General features: G+C 39.5%; 17 protein-coding genes and 1 pseudogene. 7 read left to right on the top strand and 11 right to left on the bottom strand.

What is annotated here, in order from left to right:
* Nucleotides 1-5: 5 nt before the first annotated feature.
* The 3 genes from pheS to LACDD01_RS08560 all read right to left on the bottom strand — a co-directional run bounded on the left by pheS (nucleotide 6) and on the right by LACDD01_RS08560 (nucleotide 3,025).
* On the bottom strand, nucleotides 6-1,046 hold the full coding sequence (gene pheS, locus LACDD01_RS08570; RefSeq protein WP_061414411.1) for a phenylalanine--tRNA ligase subunit alpha: 1,041 nt from the start codon (nucleotides 1,044-1,046) through the stop codon (nucleotides 6-8).
* Nucleotides 1,047-1,410: 364 nt separating this feature from the next.
* Nucleotides 1,411-1,551, bottom strand: a complete 141-nt coding sequence (locus LACDD01_RS12085) for a hypothetical protein (RefSeq protein WP_231863413.1) — start codon at nucleotides 1,549-1,551, stop codon at nucleotides 1,411-1,413.
* Between the two features lie 184 nt (nucleotides 1,552-1,735).
* Nucleotides 1,736-3,025 (bottom strand): adenylosuccinate synthase, encoded by a 1,290-nt coding sequence (locus LACDD01_RS08560; protein WP_017368598.1) that lies wholly within the window; start codon nucleotides 3,023-3,025, stop codon nucleotides 1,736-1,738.
* A 308-nt stretch (nucleotides 3,026-3,333) separates the two neighbouring features.
* Here LACDD01_RS08560 and hslO point away from each other — a divergent pair, with 308 nt between their 5' ends.
* The 4 genes from hslO (at nucleotide 3,334) to LACDD01_RS08540 (ending at nucleotide 7,151) form a co-directional block, all read left to right on the top strand.
* Nucleotides 3,334-4,218 carry an Hsp33 family molecular chaperone HslO gene (gene hslO / locus LACDD01_RS08555; RefSeq protein ID WP_061414405.1) on the top strand — a complete coding sequence of 295 codons (885 nt, stop codon included), beginning with the start codon at nucleotides 3,334-3,336 and terminating at the stop codon, nucleotides 4,216-4,218.
* Nucleotides 4,215-5,759: a ClC family H(+)/Cl(-) exchange transporter gene (locus tag LACDD01_RS08550; protein WP_061414402.1), complete on the top strand. Its 1,545-nt coding sequence runs from the start codon at nucleotides 4,215-4,217 to the stop codon at nucleotides 5,757-5,759. The genes hslO and LACDD01_RS08550 overlap by 4 nt, the downstream gene beginning before the upstream one ends.
* 87 nt (nucleotides 5,760-5,846) lie before the next feature.
* Complete coding sequence (gene dusB / locus LACDD01_RS08545; protein ID WP_003133380.1) at nucleotides 5,847-6,842, top strand: tRNA dihydrouridine synthase DusB; 996 nt, start codon at nucleotides 5,847-5,849, stop codon at nucleotides 6,840-6,842.
* Between the two features lie 66 nt (nucleotides 6,843-6,908).
* Nucleotides 6,909-7,151: a hypothetical protein gene (locus LACDD01_RS08540; protein WP_019292200.1), complete on the top strand. Its 243-nt coding sequence runs from the start codon at nucleotides 6,909-6,911 to the stop codon at nucleotides 7,149-7,151.
* Between the two features lie 39 nt (nucleotides 7,152-7,190).
* Here LACDD01_RS08540 and LACDD01_RS08535 read toward each other — a convergent pair whose 3' ends face one another.
* The 8 genes and pseudogenes from LACDD01_RS08535 to yfmF form a co-directional block, all read right to left on the bottom strand.
* Complete coding sequence (locus tag LACDD01_RS08535) at nucleotides 7,191-8,072, bottom strand: YitT family protein (protein WP_017368602.1); 882 nt, start codon at nucleotides 8,070-8,072, stop codon at nucleotides 7,191-7,193.
* Between the two features lie 122 nt (nucleotides 8,073-8,194).
* Nucleotides 8,195-9,059, bottom strand: a pseudogene (locus LACDD01_RS08530) (YitT family protein).
* Nucleotides 9,060-9,069: 10 nt separating this feature from the next.
* A complete protein-coding gene (aspS, locus tag LACDD01_RS08525) occupies nucleotides 9,070-10,818 on the bottom strand; it encodes an aspartate--tRNA ligase (protein ID WP_061414399.1) in 1,749 nt (582 codons plus the stop codon).
* Between the two features lie 55 nt (nucleotides 10,819-10,873).
* Complete coding sequence (gene hisS, locus LACDD01_RS08520) at nucleotides 10,874-12,157, bottom strand: histidine--tRNA ligase (protein ID WP_019292203.1); 1,284 nt, start codon at nucleotides 12,155-12,157, stop codon at nucleotides 10,874-10,876.
* A gap of 321 nt (nucleotides 12,158-12,478) precedes the next feature.
* Nucleotides 12,479-13,030, bottom strand: a complete 552-nt coding sequence (gene pgsA / locus LACDD01_RS08515) for a CDP-diacylglycerol--glycerol-3-phosphate 3-phosphatidyltransferase (RefSeq protein ID WP_061414397.1) — start codon at nucleotides 13,028-13,030, stop codon at nucleotides 12,479-12,481.
* Nucleotides 13,031-13,078: 48 nt separating this feature from the next.
* Nucleotides 13,079-13,987, bottom strand: a complete 909-nt coding sequence (locus tag LACDD01_RS08510; protein WP_061414393.1) for a helix-turn-helix domain-containing protein — start codon at nucleotides 13,985-13,987, stop codon at nucleotides 13,079-13,081.
* A 51-nt stretch (nucleotides 13,988-14,038) separates the two neighbouring features.
* Complete coding sequence (yfmH, locus tag LACDD01_RS08505; RefSeq protein WP_061414391.1) at nucleotides 14,039-15,322, bottom strand: EF-P 5-aminopentanol modification-associated protein YfmH; 1,284 nt, start codon at nucleotides 15,320-15,322, stop codon at nucleotides 14,039-14,041.
* A complete protein-coding gene (gene yfmF, locus LACDD01_RS08500; protein ID WP_061414388.1) occupies nucleotides 15,303-16,547 on the bottom strand; it encodes an EF-P 5-aminopentanol modification-associated protein YfmF in 1,245 nt (414 codons plus the stop codon). Before yfmF ends, yfmH begins: the two co-directional genes overlap by 20 nt.
* A 133-nt stretch (nucleotides 16,548-16,680) precedes the next feature.
* On the opposite strand from yfmF, the gene LACDD01_RS08495 reads away from it, so the two are divergent.
* The 3 genes from LACDD01_RS08495 to LACDD01_RS08485 form a co-directional block, all read left to right on the top strand.
* Nucleotides 16,681-17,043, top strand: coding sequence for an RNA-binding S4 domain-containing protein (locus LACDD01_RS08495; RefSeq protein WP_019292208.1), 363 nt, complete (start codon nucleotides 16,681-16,683; stop codon nucleotides 17,041-17,043).
* Between the two features lie 2 nt (nucleotides 17,044-17,045).
* Nucleotides 17,046-18,140: a DNA replication/repair protein RecF gene (gene recF / locus LACDD01_RS08490; RefSeq protein WP_061414385.1), complete on the top strand. Its 1,095-nt coding sequence runs from the start codon at nucleotides 17,046-17,048 to the stop codon at nucleotides 18,138-18,140.
* On the top strand, nucleotides 18,112-18,329 hold a 218-nt coding region (locus tag LACDD01_RS08485), incomplete at its 3' end, for a hypothetical protein (protein ID WP_061414382.1). The genes recF and LACDD01_RS08485, both read left to right, overlap by 29 nt.

Here is an 18,329-nt window from a genome sequence, read left to right as displayed (position 1 = left end):
TGAAATTATTTTCCGAATTGTTCTAAGAAACGTAAGTCACCTTGATAGAAGCCACGAATATCGTTGATACCATAGCGGAGCATTGCGATACGTTCTTGTCCCATACCAAAAGCAAAACCAGAATATTCCTTGCTGTCGATACCACTCATTTCTAAAACGTTAGGATGAACCATACCCGCACCGAGAATTTCAATCCAGCCAGTATATTTGCAGACATTACATCCCTTGCCGCCACATTTGAAGCAGCTTACATCGACCTCAACAGAAGGTTCCGTAAATGGGAAGTAAGAAGGACGTAGACGAATCTCACGGTCAGCACCAAACATTTTTTGAATGACAAGTTCAAGCGTACCTTTAAGATCGGCCATCGTAATGTTTTTATCCACAACTAAGCCTTCAACTTGATGGAATTGGTGGCTGTGAGTAGCATCATCCGTATCACGGCGGTAAACGCGACCTGGAGCAATCATGCGTAAACCACCTTTACTAAAGTCATGTTGGTCCATCGTGCGCGCTTGCATTGGCGATGTATGTGTGCGTAATAATACCTCGTTTGTTACATAGAAAGTATCTTGCATATCACGCGCGGGATGATCTTTAGGCAAATTCATACGCTCAAAGTTATAATGATCCGTTTCGACTTCATAGCCGTCAACAATCTCATAACCCATACCTAAGAAAATTTCCTCAATCTCTTCTGCTGTTTGAGTCAAAATATGACGCGCACCTTTTTTAGATGCATGACCGGGTAAAGTCACGTCTAAAGTTTCAGAATTTAAGGCTGCATTCATGGCTGCTGCTTCAAGCTCTGCTTTTTTCTCCTCAAGTTTCGCTCCGAATTCGTCACGGAAGGCATTAGCTAGAGCACCGATAACTGGACGTTCTTCATTTGTTAGGTCTTTCATCCCTTTGAGGATTTCTGTCAGCTCACCTTTTTTACCCATGATTGCTGTTCGCAAATCATTCAGCATTCTTTCTTCAACAGCTACTGTTAAATTATTCAAAGCTTGTTCGCGTAAAGCTTCAATTTTTTCTTGTAAATTCATTTCTTCTCCTAATACCTTCTAACCGTGATGACAAAAAATACCACGATTTCAACCCCTAAACAAAGGAGCGAAAACCGCGGTACCATCCTATTTTATCACTTAATTAAAGACTATTTTAAATTAGAACGAGGTGAACTTCAATAACTTTTCCGTGTGATGATTTGCAGTCGACGACATCACTCCCTTAAACGTTCCAGTAACCTACTCTTCTCATTCTTTATATGTTCTTATTTTAGCAGATTTATCTCATTTGTCAATGGTTATCGCTGCCTTAAGTATTTTCCACAATTATTAACAATTTCAAAGAATTATTACTTCTTGATTTTAAGGATATACCCCTTACGCCTATTGATTTCTTTTTCTTCTACTTCTGTTTCTGGTGGCAGATTGAAAGCTGGCGGACATAGGTGGGATAGACTACGGCATTTCCTGAAAACATCCCATCTTCAATCGTTTTTACTACTGCAGCATCCGTTTCAAAAGCCGTACGGAGCCATTTTTTCACGACTATAAACATAGCAATAAGTATTTGGACAAAACTCAGGCTCACAAACAGCACTACTCTTATTCTCTTTTTCAATAATATTCTCCTCCAAAAATCAATAATTAATTTTTAGCAACTAATACGAGAAAAAAGGCACCAAAAAAAGCAATCAACTCAATGATTGCTTGCTTTTAGATTTATTTCCTTAGGCTTCCCAAACGTTTTCCAAAACGTTTGTTTGGTCACGGTCTGGACCAACAGAGAATGTTGAGATACGGACACCAACGAGTTCTGCAACACGAAGAACATAGTTGCGTGCTGTTTCTGGAAGTTCTTCCAGAGTACGCATTCCAGTAATATCTTCAGACCATCCTGGCATTTCTTCGTAAATTGGTTTGCAACGTTCCAATTCTTTAAGACTTGCTGGGTAGTGAGTGATTTCTTTTCCGTCAAGTTCGTAAGCGACACAGATTTTCACTGTTGGTAATCCTGCCAGAACATCAATAGAGTTCAAGCTAAGATGAGTCAGACCTGAAACACGTCGTGAGTGACGCATAACGACCGCATCAAACCATCCTACACGGCGTGGACGGCCTGTTGTTGTACCATATTCATGTCCAACTTCACGGATTTGGTGACCTGTTTCATCAAAAAGCTCTGTTGGGAATGGACCATCACCAACGCGTGAAGTGTAGGCTTTACATACACCAACTGCTTTATCAATTTTTGTTGGACCAACACCTGAACCGATAGCTACTCCTCCTGCCAATGGGTTTGAAGATGTAACAAAAGGATAAGTTCCTTGGTCGATATCTAGCATAACACCTTGTGCACCTTCAAAGAGGACGCGATGGCCTTCATCAAGCGCATCGTTCAAGATTACTGAAGTGTCCGCTACATATTTTTTAATTTGTTGACCGTATTCATAGTATTCGTTAAAGATTTCATCGAAATCAAGTGCTTCACTATCGTAAAGTTTAACAAATTCACGGTTTTTATTTTCAAGATTTGTACGTAGACGTTCTTCAAAAATTTCTTTATCAAGAAGGTCTGCGATACGGATACCGACACGTGCCGCTTTATCCATGTAAGCTGGGCCGATACCTTTGATTGTCGTACCAATCTTTTGATCGCCTTTAGCTTCTTCTTGAAGGGCATCTAACTTGATATGGTAAGGCAAGATAACGTGGGCGCGGTCTGAGATACGAAGATTGTCTGTTGTTACACCGTTTTCGTGGAGGTAAGCAATTTCTTTTACCAGGGCTTTGGGGTTGATGACTACACCATTACCGATTACAGATGTTTTTTCTGGGAAGAAAATACCAGATGGGATAAGGTGGAGTTTGTACTTAAAGCCGTCAATAACAATAGTGTGACCGGCATTGTCCCCTCCTTGGTAACGCGCAATAACCTCTGCGTCTGAGCTGAGGAAGTCAGTAATTTTACCTTTTCCTTCATCTCCCCACTGCGTTCCTACAACAACAACTGATGGCATAATAGCTCTCTTTTCTTTTAATATTTGTACGCTCTATGTCTCCTTTTCAAGAGGCACAGCTGGCATTTTGATATTGAAAAGCTCCTATCGCACTATTCCTATTATAGCAAAAAATATAATTTACTTTGAGTAAGAAACGAGTTTTTTTCTATAAAACTACTATTTTGTTCGGAAATATCTAACTTTATTTCTATTTTTTCTAATAATCTTACTTTTTTGACTACCTTCGTTCTCGTTATAAAACATCAGTGTCAAAATAAAATCCTAACAATCCATGACGTTAAAAATATGTTAAAATAGAAGAAGTTATGACTGATAAAATATTAAAATCCATTTCAAAAAATGGTCACTTTCGTGCTTTTGCTCTTGATTCAACATTAACTGTCCGTGAAGCTCAGGAACGTCATCAAACGATGCCTACTTCTACTGTTGCCCTTGGTCGTACCTTGATTGCTGCCCAAATTTTAGGCGCTAATGAAAAAGGGGACAGTAAAATTACGGTCAAAATCTTGGGTGATGGTGCTATGGGTGCAATTGTTGCCGTAGCAGATGCTAAAGGAAATGTTAAAGGTTATGTTCAAAACAAAGATTTAGACTATAAAAAAGCTTCAACAGGAGAAGTACTTGTTGCTCCTTTCATTGGCAATGGCTTCTTTGTCGTCATTAAAGATATGGGACTTCGTCAACCTTATACAGGACAAACTGATTTAATTACTGGAGAAATTGGGGAAGATCTGGCCTGGTATTTTCTCTCTAGTGAGCAAACACCTTCTTCTGTTGGTTTAAATGTCTTGCTCAATGATGGGGAGGACAGTGTTAAAATCGCAGGGGGATTTATGCTCCAAGCCTTGCCCGATGCAACTGATGATGAAATCACACTAATGGAAAAAAATATTAAAGCAATGCCAAGTATTTCGGAAATGCTTTTAAAAGAAAATCCGCTCGAAGCCATGCTTGCTGCACTTTATGGTGAGCTTGAATATACGATTCTAGCTGAATCACCCTTAGCCTTCGAATGTGACTGTTCAAAGGATCGATTTGCTGAAGGATTGCAAAGCCTCGGTAGTCAAGCACTCACCGAAATTATCGAAGAAGATCATGGGGCTGAAGTCCTCTGCCAATTTTGCGGACGCAAATATGAATTTACAGAAAAAGAACTCAATGATTTAATCTTGGGAGCTGCTCAAAAATGAGACTATTGATTAAAGATCTTTCACAATCGTCAAACAAAAATATAGGTTTAATTTTTTTAAGTCTATTGGTTGGACTGGCAGCTGGCTTCTTAGCCAGCTTTTATCGTTTGGCCCTTTCTCTAGCTGAAAAATTAGGTGCTGCTCTCTACCATCAAGCCAGCACTCACCTTATTTATGGGCTTTTCCTCCTTCCCACATTGCTTCTCCTTGTCTTTATTGTCAGTACCTTGATGAAAAAATACCCTATGTCGACTGGTAGCGGAATCCCTCAAGTCAAAGGGCAATTGCTGGGCTACTTTAAACCAGACTGGTTTTCAACGGCTTGGGCTAAGTTTGTCGGAGGAACACTGGCCATGTTTGCTGGGTTATCCTTAGGTCGTGAAGGACCGTCAATCCAGCTCGGGGCTGCGATGGGACAAGCCTTTGGTCAAAGATTTTCCTCTACTAAGCGGCACCAACGTTTGTTGATTGCTTCTGGAACTTCCGCTGGTTTATCTGCTGCTTTTAATGCACCGCTTTCGGGAATCATGTTTACGCTTGAAGAAGTATTCAAATACTTCTCACCTTTGATATTATTAACTTGTATGAGCTCTGCTATTATGGCTGATGCCGTTTCGCGTATTATTTTTGGTCCAGCCAGTATCTTTGATTTCCAAATCGTGAGCAGCTTTCCCCTCTCAGATTATTGGCTACTCTTACTTTTAGGTATCCTTATGGGAATTTTTGGTGCAGTTTATAATGCTGCTCTTCTAAAGAGTCAAAGCCTCATGAAGGGGAAGATAAAAAGTCCTTTTCTTCGTGTCTTGTTCAGTTTTGCTGCTTCTGCTCTTGTCGCTCTCTTCTTTCCACTAATCAGCGGCAGTGGTCACCAGTTGATTGACCAATTGACGCTTACCTGGGGACTTGCCTTTCTCTGTCTGGTCTTTGCTGCAAAGTTTTTGATTTCCCTCATCAGCTATGCTTCAGGTGTTCCCGGAGGAATATTCTTCCCCCTCTTAGTACTCGGTGCTAGTCTTGGTAGCATTTTTGCTACAACAGTCATTCCTCTCTTGCATTTGTCGCCCAACCTTTTCCCAAATTTTATTATTTTAGCGATGGCTGCAACTTTTACTGCTATCGTTCGTGCACCAATGACTGGAATTCTCCTTTTAGTTGAGATGACAGGTTCCTTTGATCATTTATTACCTCTGGCTTTTGTTTCTCTAATTTCCTATCTTGTGGCCGAGCTTTTACACTCTGAGCCAATCTACCACTCATTACTCCACAATCTACTTACTGTTGATTGTGGAGTAGCTACTGAAAAAGAAGGTCATATTATGATTGAAGCCTTGGTACAGTTTGATTCGGAAGCTGACCATCAACCGGTTCAAAATCTCCATCTTCCTAAAGATAGTCTTCTGATTGCTATTCAAAGAAATGGTGAAAAAATTATTCCACGAGGAGATACACTACTCCATGCTGGAGATGTTGCAACCTTTTTAACCACTCAAGCTCAGGAAGTTTCTGTACGCCAAAAAATAAAGCACTTATTTACCGATTAAGCTAAAAAACCTTCGTTTATTTATCTACGAAGGTTTTTTCAGTGCAAAGTTTTAGCAAATCCCCTAAAAAATGGTAAAATATTCTCTATGACTATGGATTCAAAATACACACGCCCATGGAAAATTGGGGATATAGAAATTGCTAATAAAATTGTACTCGCTCCAATGGCGGGAATTAATAATAAAGCCTTCCTGACAACAGCTAAAGAGTTTGGAGCCGGACTTGTTGTTACTGAAATGATTTCTGATAAAGGTATCGAGCATCGTAACAAAAAAACGCTTCAAATGATGGACTTTGAAGGTGTTCCGCATCCACTTTCCATGCAGATTTTTGGTGGTGAAGTTGATACACTGGTTGAAGCAGCGAAATTTGTTCAAGAAAATACAGTAGCAGACATCATTGATATCAATATGGGCTGTCCTGTTCCGAAGGTAACCAAAAATGAAGCGGGAAGTCGCTTACTACTTGACCCTGATAAGGTTTACGATGTTGTGAAAGCTGTCAGCTCTGCGATTGATCTACCACTCACTGTAAAAATTCGTATCGGTTGGGATTCTGATCATCTCTACGCTGTCGAAAATGCCAAAGCTATTGAAGCAGCTGGTGGTGCAGCTGTTGCAATGCACGCACGGACACGCGCTCAACTCTATGAAGGTAAAGCTGACTGGACATGGCTTGAAAAAGTAGCAAGCAATATTAACATTCCTTTCATCGGTAACGGCGATGTTAAAACACCTGAAGATGCTAAACGCATGATTGATGAAACAGGTGTTGATGCAGTCATGATTGGTCGAGCAGCTCTCGGAAATCCGTGGATGCTTCACCGTACGGAACACTACCTTCGCACAGGGGAACTACTCCCTGAACCAACTGTGGATGAAAAAATGCGTATCGCTAAGATTCACTTGCAACGTCTTGTTGACCTCAAAGGCGATAACTTAGCGTCACGCGAATTTCGTCAACATGCAGCTTACTACCTCAAAGGTGCAAAACGTGCTGCAAAAGTTAAAGTAGCTGTAAATCAAGCAGAAACACAAGCAGAAATTGTCAAGATTTTAGATGATTTCGTTGCCCAAAATTAAGAGATTGGCTTTTGCCAGTCTTTTTGTTTATAATAAGGTTAGTATCATAAAACAAGGAGGGACTCTATGCGTACATCAAAAGCTCTTGTCGAAATCGAAAAGGCAATTATTCACCTCAAGAAAGCTAAACGTGAGATTAGTAATTATAGCTTTGAAAATCAAACTCAAAGCCTCATTCAAATCAATCAAGCTATCGATCGCTTACAAATTCTTAAGGACGGCGTTAATGCTGATTCTTCTGATGTAGAAGGTGTTTCTTCTGTGGGCCGACTTGAAGGCGAACGTCTAACTTCAAAACTTTTTCAATAATAGCCATTAAAATAAAAAGAACCAAAATCTGGCTCTTTTTTATTTTTTCTTACGTTTATATTTACTTTGTGGATAAGTAAAATCTCCCATAACTTCATGCACATTTATTACTGTTGAGAAGGCTTGAGGATCTATTTCAGCAATCAGAGCTTTAACCGTCATGACTTCTCGAGGGTTAAGCACCACATAGACCACACGTTTTTCTGTACCTGAATATGCGCCTTCACCATGTAAGAATGTTGCACCACGTCCAAGTTCTGCCAAGATGGCATTTGAAATTTCTTGATACTTAGGACTGATAATAAGCATCCCACGAACGGTATAACCACCAGATTGGATAAGGTTAATAACTTGAGCACTTACGAAACTTGCAATTAATGTATAAACCATATGATTAACATCAATGTAAGTGAGAGAAAGTGTCATTACAAAAAGGTCTATTGTGAAAATCACACGCCCCACTGCTGTGCCTCGCTTAATTTGCAACAGCTGAGCAATGATGTCTGAACCTCCAGTTGTTCCGCCAAAGCGGAAGATAATCCCAATCCCCGTTCCGGCAAATACCCCGGCCAGGAGAGCTGCGACTAAGTTATCATGCAAAAGATTAATACTAAAATCAAATGCTTGGAAAACTGAAAGGAAAAGCGAGATGTTAACAATCGCATAGACCGTATAGGTAAAGGTCCGTTGTCCTAGGAAACGGTAACCAATAAAAAGCAAGGGGATATTCAGAATAAACTGACTTAGGGCCGGATCCAACTTGAATAATGCGTGCAAGATCAAGGTAATACCCGAAAGGCCACCTGCCGCCAACTGATTGGCCATATTTAACTTTACAAAACCAAAAGCAAAGATAATTGCGCCTAAGCTGATGGCAATAAAGTTACGAAAATGGATTTTAATGAGGCTCATATCCTTCATACAACTCTCCAATCTAATACCATTTTTACCTTATAAAAATGGCTTTATAATTTCTTGTAAAACCTCTGTCACAGTTGACAGAGGCCTTCTCTAATTTATACTAAAACGGTCATTTTGTCAACTTAATCAGTAATCTCACTAAAGTTCCCTATTACACGAACGTTTTCTGAGATAGAGACAAAAGCTTTCGGATCATATTTTGTGATGATTTCTTTAAAATCTTGATACTCATACATGGTGATAACCGTAAACAAAATTGTCCGTTTCTCATGTGAGTATGCACCTTCAGCATTGTTCAAAATTGTTGCACTGTGATGCATTTTTTTCAAAGAGTTTGCGGATGATGATTTCAGGATTCTCGGTAACTATCATCACCTGCATACGTTTTTGACGCGTAAAGATTGCATCTGTGACACGTGAGCTCACAAAGATAGCAATCATAGAATACAGCATATATTCCCAGCCAAAGAGTACGCCTGCAGTAAAGATAATTACTCCGTTGACGATGAAACCTAGTGTACCAACATTATGGCCTGTTCTCTTCCGGATATAAAGGGCAATGATATCCGTACCACCACTTGAGATACCATTACGCATGGCATATCCAACACCTGCACCCATGATGGTACCACCAAAGATGGCATTGATGATTGGATCAGGTGTCAGCGTTGTTTCAGGAACAAAGTGGATAAAAATGGAGCTCATGGTAACCGTTAACAAGGTAAACAGAGTAAACTGTTTTCCCAAACGGAACCAAGCTAAAATCATTAAGGGAACATTGATCAGGAAGAGCGTGGCTGATATGGGAAGATAGTTGTGCCCCAAAATTCGTGTTAAAATTTCCGTTGCCACCTGTGCTGCCCCTGTCGCGCCACTTGCATAAACTCTTCCGGGTTGATAAAAGAAGTTCAATGCAAAAGCAGATGTGATTCCATATAAGACAGATGCTGAGAAACGATGTGTCAACTTTTCCCAGCCACCAAACATGTTGATAAATTTAGTCAAGTTTTTCAAGTTTAATTCTCAATTCTTCCAGTTGGCTCTCACTGACTACTGATGGCGCTTGTGTCATCGGGTCTGTGGCTTTATTATTCTTAGGAAAGGCAATAACTTCACGAATATTGTCTTTTCCTGCAAGCAACATAACGAAACGGTCCAAACCAAGGGCCAATCCTCCGTGTGGTGGGAAGCCATAATCTAAAGCTTCCAACAAGAAACCAAATTGCTCTTTGGCATCTTCTAAACTAAAGCCTAGCGCTTTGAGCATTTCTTCTTGTAATTCACGCGTATTAATACGAAGTGAACCACCACCGAGTTCGTAACCATTCAAAACAATGTCGTAAGCATGCGCACGTACTTTACTAAGATCTCCTGAAAGTTCCCCTTGTGTTTCAGCAGTTGGTAAAGTGAACGGGTGATGCGCACTCATATAACGCCCTTCTTCTTCTGACCATTCAAACATTGGCCAATCAATAACCCAGAGGAAATTGAATTTCGAATAATCAATTAAGCCTTGCTCTTTGGCAATCGTTTGACGTAAAGCACCCAGTGCTGAATTTGCCACTTCTAAACTGTCCGCCACAAAGAGAACCAAGTCGTTGTTTTCTAAGCCTAAAGTTTCAACGAATTCTGATGTTTTATCTGTCAAGAATTTAGCAATTGGACCTGCCAATTTATCGTCTTCAAACTTGATCCAAGCTAAGCCTTTGGCACCATTTTGTTTGGCTTGCTCTGTTAATTTATCAATAGCTTTACGAGAGTACTTATCGGCATTATTTTTAACAACAATGGCTTTAACAACTGACGCCTCACTAAACACTTTGAAATCTACAGTTTTCGCAAGGTCTGTCAAATCTGTCAAAAGCATCTCGTAGCGTGTATCTGGCTTATCTGAACCATAGAAATTCATAGCATCATCGTATTTCATACGCGGAAATGGCAAAGTTACATCAACGTTTTTAACGTCCTTCATAACTTTCGCAATCAAGCCTTCAGTTAAATCTTGAATTTCTTCTTCCCCAAGAAAACTTGTTTCTAAGTCGACCTGGGTAAATTCTGGTTGACGGTCACCACGCAAGTCTTCGTCACGGAAACATTTCACGATTTGATAGTAACGATCAAGGCCCGCAGTCATCAACAATTGTTTCATAAGTTGTGGACTTTGTGGTAAAGCATAAAATTCGCCTTTATTAACACGAGAAGGAACAAGGTAATCACGTGCACCTTCTGGAGTTGATTTATTCAAGAAAGGTGTTTCAACATCGATAAAGCCTTGATTATCTAAGTAGCTACGGATAGCACGTGTTGTCGCATGACGCATCGTAATATTATTAAGCATTTCCGGACGACGTAAGTCGAGATAACGGTATTTCAACCGTGTATCATCAAGCACCTCAACTCCATCTTTAATCTCAAAAGGCGTTGTTTTTGAAGTGCTGAGAATTTGCATTTGGTTGGCTTCAATTTCAATTCCACCTGTTTTAATATTTTCGTTTTTGCTGGCACGTTCAACAACTTTACCTGTAATTTCAAGGACGTATTCGTTCCGGACTTTATCTGCTACCTCAACAATTTCTTTTGCTGCTGTTTCTGGGTTAACGACAATCTGGACAATACCTTCGCGGTCGCGCAAATCAATAAAGATTAAGCCTCCAAGATTGCGACGCTTCGCAACCCAACCTTTTACGGTAACTTCTTGATTTAAATATTCTTCGGTAATATTTCCTGCATAGTTTGTTCTCTTCAAATTTAATCTCCTTATGTTTTTTAGTACTCGTGTTCTCTAGAACTACTGAACTTTGTTATTCTCCAAGCGCTTCCTCAAAGATAGGCGCAAATCCTTTCGCAACTTCTGCCAAAGTTGTTTTCACTTCTTTACGCGTTTGGTTATGTTTAACTGTAATTTCACCTGTTTCCACTTCATTATCCCCAAGCGTAATTATCACTTCTGCTTTTGCTTTTTCTGCTGATTTAAATTGTGCGCTAAGCTTGCGATTAGAGAAATCACGTTCGACTTTAAAGGCTTGAGCACGGAGGCTTTCTGCGAGTTGTGTCGCTGCTAAGCTGGCTTTATTCCCCATAACGGCAATATAAACATCAAGTGTATCTTCTTCATGGAAATCAACACCTTGCATTTCAGCAACCATCAACAAGCGCTCTACACCCAGTCCGAATCCAAAACCTGGTGTGGCTGGACCATCAAAGTATTCAACCAAACCATCATAACGGCCGCCTGCACAAACCGTCAATTCTTGTCCTTTGACATCTACGATAAATTCAAAAATTGTATCATTATAATAGTCCAAACCACGAACCATATTAGTATCAATGACATATTCAATGCCTAAACCATCGAGCAGATCACGTGTCATGTCAAAGTGATTTTGAGACTCTTCTGTAAGAAAGTCCAAGATAGATGGTGCATCCTTGACGATTTCTTTGTCTTCTTTTTCCTTGCTGTCAAGTACTCGAAGAGGATTTTCGTGAAGACGACGTTGGCTATCTTTTGAAAGTTGTTTTTCAAAAGGTGTCAAATAATCAACCAAAGCTGTACGATAAGCCTTACGTGTTTCTAAATCCCCCAGAGAATTCAAGTGAAGTGTCACACCAGAAATACCGATTTGTTCAAATAATGATTGTGCCATGGCGATAATTTCGACATCAATTGCCGGATTTTTTGCTCCGAAACACTCTACACCAAATTGATGGAATTCACGTAAACGTCCAGATTGAGGGCGTTCATAGCGGAACATTGAGCCCATATAATACATTTTGACAGGTTTTGGCACTTCTGGGGCAAAGAGTTTATTTTCAATATAAGCGCGAACAGTTGAAGCAGTTCCTTCAGGACGTAAGGCAATATGACGTCCACCTTTATCGTCAAAGTCATACATTTCTTTCGTCACAATATCACTTGTTTCACCTGTTGCACGACTGAACAGCTCATAACTTTCAAAAAGGGGTGTACGGATTTCTTTGAAATTATAATCTTCAAATACTGCACGTGCCATCATTTCTACATATTGCCATTTTTGTGACTCTTGAGGCAGAATATCTGCCGTACCTTTTGGTTTTTGTAATTTCATATTATCTCCTTTGTATCGAATACATTTATGATTTAAACATTATTAAGAAAGCCTTTGTGAGCCTTGCCGTTCAGCATTAGCACCTTTAGGTGCAATGCTGGTAGCAAATTAAAACGCCCCAAGCATAAAAGCTCTAGGGCGTCAGTAATCTTATCGCGGTACCACCTAAATTTGTCCTGTCTTCCAGAACCTCAGTTTAGCTATAACGTTGCTACCGTTTTTTATCGTCACTTTAGGTTTTGTAAGCTTTCAGCCAAGTCTTACTCTCTGTATGTTTAAGTATAACGCAGACTTCTATTTTTTTCAAGCTTTAAATTCACATTAATTTTTAAAAACTTGCATATTTTTGGCAAAGTAATCATAGCCGGAATAAATCGTGAAGATAAGGCAAACATAAAGTAAGATTGTGCCAATATAAATGGGATCACCAATTAGTAAGAAAATAATAGATAACATTTGTGTAAATGTTTTAATTTTTCCTGGCATAGCTGCAGCCAAGACTGCACCACCTTGTTCAACCAGTAAAAGGCGAAGTCCAGTCACAGCAAGTTCACGACATACGATGATTGCAACAACCCAAGCTGGAGCTAAGCCTAGAGCAATTAGCATCACAAATGCAGCCATCGTTAACATTTTATCCGCTAAAGGATCTACAAATTTACCAAAATTAGAAACAACTTTCCATTTGCGCGCCAAATAGCCATCAAGCCAGTCTGTAATTGAAGCTACAGCAAAGATAATTGCTGCAACAATCCATGAAACATAGCTGGCACCCACAGCTGCACCATGTGGCAGATAAAGGACAATGAGAAAGACAGGAATCATAAAGATTCTTAGTATCGTTAGTTGATTAGGGAGTTTTTCTTTTTTCATAATTACTTTCTTCGCTTCTTAGAGTTGGCCTGCTCGTGGCTCAACTTTTTATTGTGTTACAGGTGCTGTAGTGCTTGCATAAGTCACCGTTAATTGCACTTGAACTGGAACGCCTACTGTAAGAGCAGACAAATCGACAGTGCTACCGTTGATTGTCATTGTAAGTCCTTGGGTATTGGACAGGTTAATCACGGAGTTAGTTAATCCAGCTCCGAGCGTTGCTGTAGCTGTATTTTCGGCATCAGATAACGTGCGTACTGTTGCCCAATCCGCATTGGTCAATGAAACAGTTGTCACTGCGCCAGCTGCTGTTGTAAAGACAATTTGTGTTGGGCTCGTAGCATTTTCTACCTTGACATTGAGCTGCGCACCACTTCCAGTAATCGTAATTTGGTTTTGGGGCTCTGGTTTTGATTCAACAGGCTTTTCTGATGATTCTGTTGTTTTCTTTTGTTCTTCTGTTGCCTTTTTTGTTTCGCTCGTTTTATAAGTATAAGACGTATCACTCAAGTCTGGCTTTGGCGGGCGCGTAAGTAATACAACAGCTGTGACACTTCCGACAATGGCTAGTGCAACAGCAGAAAGCAAGATAATGGGAACATAATGACGCCATGCAGGCTTATTACTTTCTTCCTCTTCCTCATCCTCTTCTACGCGTTCACTTGGTTTCACAAATCGATAAGTTTCTTGGATGTCTTCGTGTTCTTCAACAGACATTGATCCATCCTTCTCATATGCAAACATGATTTGATCTGCATCAAGATCCAACTTTTCTGCATATTGTTTAAGATAAGCTTTAATATAAAAATCACCGGGTAAAGCCTTATAATCCCCTGTTTCTAAAGCAATAATATATAATTTCGGAATATTTGTAAGTTTTTCGGCTTCACTTAGCCCGAGGCCAAGTTCCGTCCTCTTGTCTTTGAGGACTTCGCCTATTGTTTTAATTGCCACCATGTCCTCCTCTCAGCTTTATGAAATACATGGATTTATTCATAACTGTTCGTATTATTTAGGGTAGATGATAAAATCTACAGTTTGCATATTCTCAACAAATTTTTCAGCGTGTTTGCTGACTTTTTCAAGGGTTAATCCTGATAAAATTTCAGGTAGATCAAAGAAGTTAATCTCGCCATAAATATTTGATGAAAATTGATTGGCGATATATTCTAAAGAGTTTAGGGATTTATAATAATCCCCTAGTGTTTCTCGTTTCAGTATTTCTAGATTTTCTTTTTCAAAATCCTTATCTATTTTATAACTTTTTAGGGCTTCCTGCAAAACTTTACTTACTTGCTCTGGTTTTTCAGTATCTACGGTAATATTCGCAAAGTGAAAACTTTTATCCATATCAAAACCATAGCCAAAAGAATCATCAACTAAACCTGCATTATACATTTCCTCATAACGATGACTCGTTTTCCCAAAAAGCATATCGAGAAGCAACTGATTTGAAAGTTTATATTCTAATAATTCGCGGGCATCAGTTGGTAAAGCATCTTCTCCACGAAAACCAAGAGCCAACTTGGGCATCGCAACTTCAAACGCAAGAGTTTTTCCTGCAATCGGCTGACTCCCCTCAACAGTTTTTCTCTGTATGGGTTCAGCTTTAACAAAAGCTTTCTTCTCTTGATTCTCATTTACAAATGCAGCCATGTAATCCACATCAAAAGGACCTGTTAAAAAGAGGTTCATGTTTGAGGGATGATAAAAAGTTTCATAGTTAACATACAAGTCAGCTGCGGTAATTTCCTTAATCGAACGTGGAGTACCAGCAATATCATCTGCCAATGGTGACTCAGGATAAAGCGAAGCTAAAAGCCCTGCAAACAAACGCCAGTCACTATCATCTTGATACATCTGGATTTCTTGTTGAATAATACCTTGCTCTTTTGCAACATTTTCTTCCGTAAAGTAAGGTTCTTGCACAAAATCAAGCAGTAAGTTCACACACTCATAGATATTTTCACGTGTCGAAAAAAGATAAGACGTTCTCGAAAAGCTTGTAAAAGCATTGGTTTGCGCCCCATAGGCACCAAACTTGTACATTACATCCCCTTCTTTTTTCTCGAAGAGTTTATGCTCCAAAAAGTGAGCGATACCTTCTGGAAAAGTCTTTATCTCTTGACTTCCCATAGGGACAAAAGAGGTATCCAATGACCCAAAGTTTGTCGTAAAAAGACCGTAGGTCCGATTGTAATCAGGTTTCGGTAAGTAATAAACCGTTAAACCGTTGGCTAGAACATCAGTATATAAGATTTCACCCGTTTTTTCATAGCTCTTCTTCTGCATAAACTTCTCCTTTCATGAAATATTGAGCCTGTAGTTTTAAACTTTGCGCCAAGCGCATAATATCTTCTTTGCTCACAGCTTCTAATGCTTTCAAAAAAGTTGCTTCATCAACATAAAGTTCAGGCAAAACTTCGTGAATAAAAGCTTGTTCAATGAGATTCGAAGAAGAGTCAAGCGACATGAAGTAAGAATTTTTTAGCATTGTTTTAGTTTGCTCAATTTCTTGTGCGGTAAAGTCTCCAGATTGCATGGCTTGAAGTTGTTCTAGAATCAGCTCTCGTGCCTGTTGATAATTTCCTGCATCAATTCCTGCATTAACTCTTAGCAGGCCTGTAAAACTATCAAAAGCTGAACTTGCATAGTAAGCCAAGCTTGCCTTTTCACGGACATTCATAAATAATTTAGAATGTGCAAAACCACCAAAAAGGCCATTCATCACTTGTAAAGTCATGTAATCCTTGCTGCCATATGTTGTCGGTTGCGCAAAGGCCATTTGTAAAATAGACTGTTGCACCTCTTTAGCTTCGATTTTTTCTTGATAATCCTTGAGCTCTTGCTTATAAAAAATTTCAGAATGCCCCTGGCGATCCTTAAAGTCAAAGTTTTGGAACAAACGTACAACTTCAGCTTCTTCCACATCACCTAGAACAAAAATATCAATCAGATTGTGATTAAGCATTTCAGTGTAATAATTAAAAACAGCTTCTGCTGTTTCTGCCTGCAAAAGTCCCACCGTTGCTACACCTGGGAGAGATTGATTTGGATCCGTAAAGAAAAGGGCAGCCAACTGACGGCTGGCATAATAAGAGCGATCTTCATTCATAGCTTTAAGGTAGTTGATGAGATTTGTCTTTTCCCGCTGGAAAACTTCAACATTATTATCTGGACTAAAGAGCGCTTTATGCATAAAGTCAACGGCACCTGCCAAAGTATCCACATCAACAAACTTAGGATTAACAAGATTCATATGAATGCTCAACAAATGTTGACTGCCTTTTTTATTTACTGCAGTTGAGAAAGATGTCCCATAAAGTTCTGACAAGCGGCTTGAAAATGCTTGAGCTGTTGGGTATGCTGCATTGGTCGTTTCCCATAAATTAGAGATAATCACGCGTTTAGCAATATTTTCTCGCGAAAGTTCTTCACGAAAGCGCACCATGAGACGTATTGTTTTGAATTTTGTTTCTTTTATAACATGGAGATTTACTCCGCTGGCTAGTTTCATAGATATCCCTTGTCTACTCCTCTTTTTAAGTTTAAAGGAACTTCTTTTAATCCTAAAAAGAGCAGGAGCTGTAATATCTCTATTATAGCAAATTTTCCACTATTTTTGAGACTCTTTATGCTAAAATAGAGTTATGCAAAATTACATTTTATTTGAAGAATACATCACTTTAGGACAAGTCATTAAAGAATTGGCCATTGTCAATACAGGAGGCCAAGCTAAGCTTTTTCTCGCTGAAAATGAAGGCAATATTTTCTTAAACAAGGAAGCTGAAAATCGCCGTGGCAAAAAACTGCGTGCGGGAGATGTTTTGGAGATTCCTGAATTTGGACTGATTCTCACATTTGTCCAAGCTTCTGAAGAAGAAATTGCTGAACGTGAAGAAGATAAGGCCGAGGAAGAACGCGTCAAAGCACTTGTCAAGAAAATGAACGCTCAAGTCAAAACTCAAAAGCCCAAAAAAGCGGCCAAGCCAAGATTCCCCGGCGCTAAATAAGCATGAAACTTAACAATATACAGCTCTATAATTTCCGAAATTATGATAAGCTTTCCCTTGAATTTCATCCCAATCTCAATATCTTTTTAGGACAGAATGCCCAAGGTAAAACAAATCTTTTAGAAAGTATCTACTTTCTTGCTTTAACACGTAGCCACCGCACCCATCATGATCGGGAACTGATTCGGTGGGATGCCAAAGAAATGAAGGTTTCTGGTACTGTCACAAAAGGCCACAGTAATATCCCTCTAGAAGTTGCTTTAACTCCTAAAGGACGTACGGCTCATGTCAATCATCTGAAAGAAAACCGCTTAGCAGACTATATCGGTCAGCTGAACCTTATCATGTTTGCACCTGAGGATTTAGAACTTATCAAAGGTGCCCCAAGCATTCGCCGTCGCTTCCTTGATATGGAGATTGGTCAAATACGTCCCGTTTATCTTTATGATTCGGTGCGCTATAACCGCGCTTTAAAAGAGCGAAATGCTTACCTCAAGATGGAACGCAAACAAATTGACACTACTTTTTTAGATGTTTTAGACAGCCAACTGGCAGAACACGGTCAGAAGATTAGTACTGAACGTCAAAATTTTATTGACAAACTGGAAAAGCTGGCACAAAAAATTCATGCTCAACTCACTCATGGGCTTGAGGAGCTGCAGATTAATTATAAAGTTAATTCCACAGCTCTCTTAGAAGATTTGAAAAGCGCACGTGATAAGAATATCTTTCGTCATCAGACCTCTGTCGGTCCTCACCGAGATGATTTGACTTTTTTTGTCAATGGTATTAATGTTGCGGACTTTGGCAGCCAAGGCCAACAAAGAACCGTTGCTTTATCTGTCAAGCTCGCTGAGATTGATTTAATTTTTGAAGAGACTGGAGAATATCCTATTCTTTTGCTCGACGATGTCATGAGTGAGCTCGATAATAGCCGTCAGTTGGATCTTTTAGAAACAACGCTCGGAAAAACACAAACCTTTATTACTACAACGACGCTTGACCACCTCAAAAACCTGCCAAAAAACTTAAGTATTTTCAATGTGAAGCAAGGAGAAATTGAAACAAATGGACAAGAAAGAACCACCACTGACTGAGGATAACCTGATCAAATTTAAGGCACTGGAGGCAGAAGGGGATTCTACGTTATTAAAACGTATTTCCCTTCTTGTTGAACAAGAACGTGAATTACGTCAACAAAAAGATAAACTCGAAGAAGATTTACGTGTATTGGTTCATATCAAAAATAGCCATTACTCACAATTAGAGCAAAAAAATTCGGAACA

It is taken from the genome of Lactococcus sp. DD01 (assembly GCF_001578715.1).
GTDB lineage: Bacteria > Bacillota > Bacilli > Lactobacillales > Streptococcaceae > Lactococcus > Lactococcus petauri.
The sequence above is the reverse complement of the archived record's forward strand: the minus strand, read 5'-3'. Positions and strand labels throughout refer to the sequence as shown.

What these genes read in the sequence shown, in the direction of transcription:
- pheS (WP_061414411.1), bottom strand. Translation starts at nt 1,046, where the DNA reads ATGAATTTACAAGAAAAAATTGAAGCTTTACGCGAACAAGCTTTGAAT.
- LACDD01_RS08560 (WP_017368598.1), bottom strand. Translation starts at nt 3,025, where the DNA reads ATGCCATCAGTTGTTGTTGTAGGAACGCAGTGGGGAGATGAAGGAAAA.
- hslO (WP_061414405.1), top strand. Translation starts at nt 3,334, where the DNA reads ATGACTGATAAAATATTAAAATCCATTTCAAAAAATGGTCACTTTCGT.
- LACDD01_RS08550 (WP_061414402.1), top strand. Translation starts at nt 4,215, where the DNA reads ATGAGACTATTGATTAAAGATCTTTCACAATCGTCAAACAAAAATATA.
- dusB (WP_003133380.1), top strand. Translation starts at nt 5,847, where the DNA reads ATGACTATGGATTCAAAATACACACGCCCATGGAAAATTGGGGATATA.
- LACDD01_RS08540 (WP_019292200.1), top strand. Translation starts at nt 6,909, where the DNA reads ATGCGTACATCAAAAGCTCTTGTCGAAATCGAAAAGGCAATTATTCAC.
- LACDD01_RS08535 (WP_017368602.1), bottom strand. Translation starts at nt 8,072, where the DNA reads ATGAAGGATATGAGCCTCATTAAAATCCATTTTCGTAACTTTATTGCC.
- hisS (WP_019292203.1), bottom strand. Translation starts at nt 12,157, where the DNA reads ATGAAATTACAAAAACCAAAAGGTACGGCAGATATTCTGCCTCAAGAG.
- pgsA (WP_061414397.1), bottom strand. Translation starts at nt 13,030, where the DNA reads ATGAAAAAAGAAAAACTCCCTAATCAACTAACGATACTAAGAATCTTT.
- LACDD01_RS08510 (WP_061414393.1), bottom strand. Translation starts at nt 13,987, where the DNA reads ATGGTGGCAATTAAAACAATAGGCGAAGTCCTCAAAGACAAGAGGACG.
- yfmH (WP_061414391.1), bottom strand. Translation starts at nt 15,322, where the DNA reads ATGCAGAAGAAGAGCTATGAAAAAACGGGTGAAATCTTATATACTGAT.
- yfmF (WP_061414388.1), bottom strand. Translation starts at nt 16,547, where the DNA reads ATGAAACTAGCCAGCGGAGTAAATCTCCATGTTATAAAAGAAACAAAA.
- LACDD01_RS08495 (WP_019292208.1), top strand. Translation starts at nt 16,681, where the DNA reads ATGCAAAATTACATTTTATTTGAAGAATACATCACTTTAGGACAAGTC.
- recF (WP_061414385.1), top strand. Translation starts at nt 17,046, where the DNA reads ATGAAACTTAACAATATACAGCTCTATAATTTCCGAAATTATGATAAG.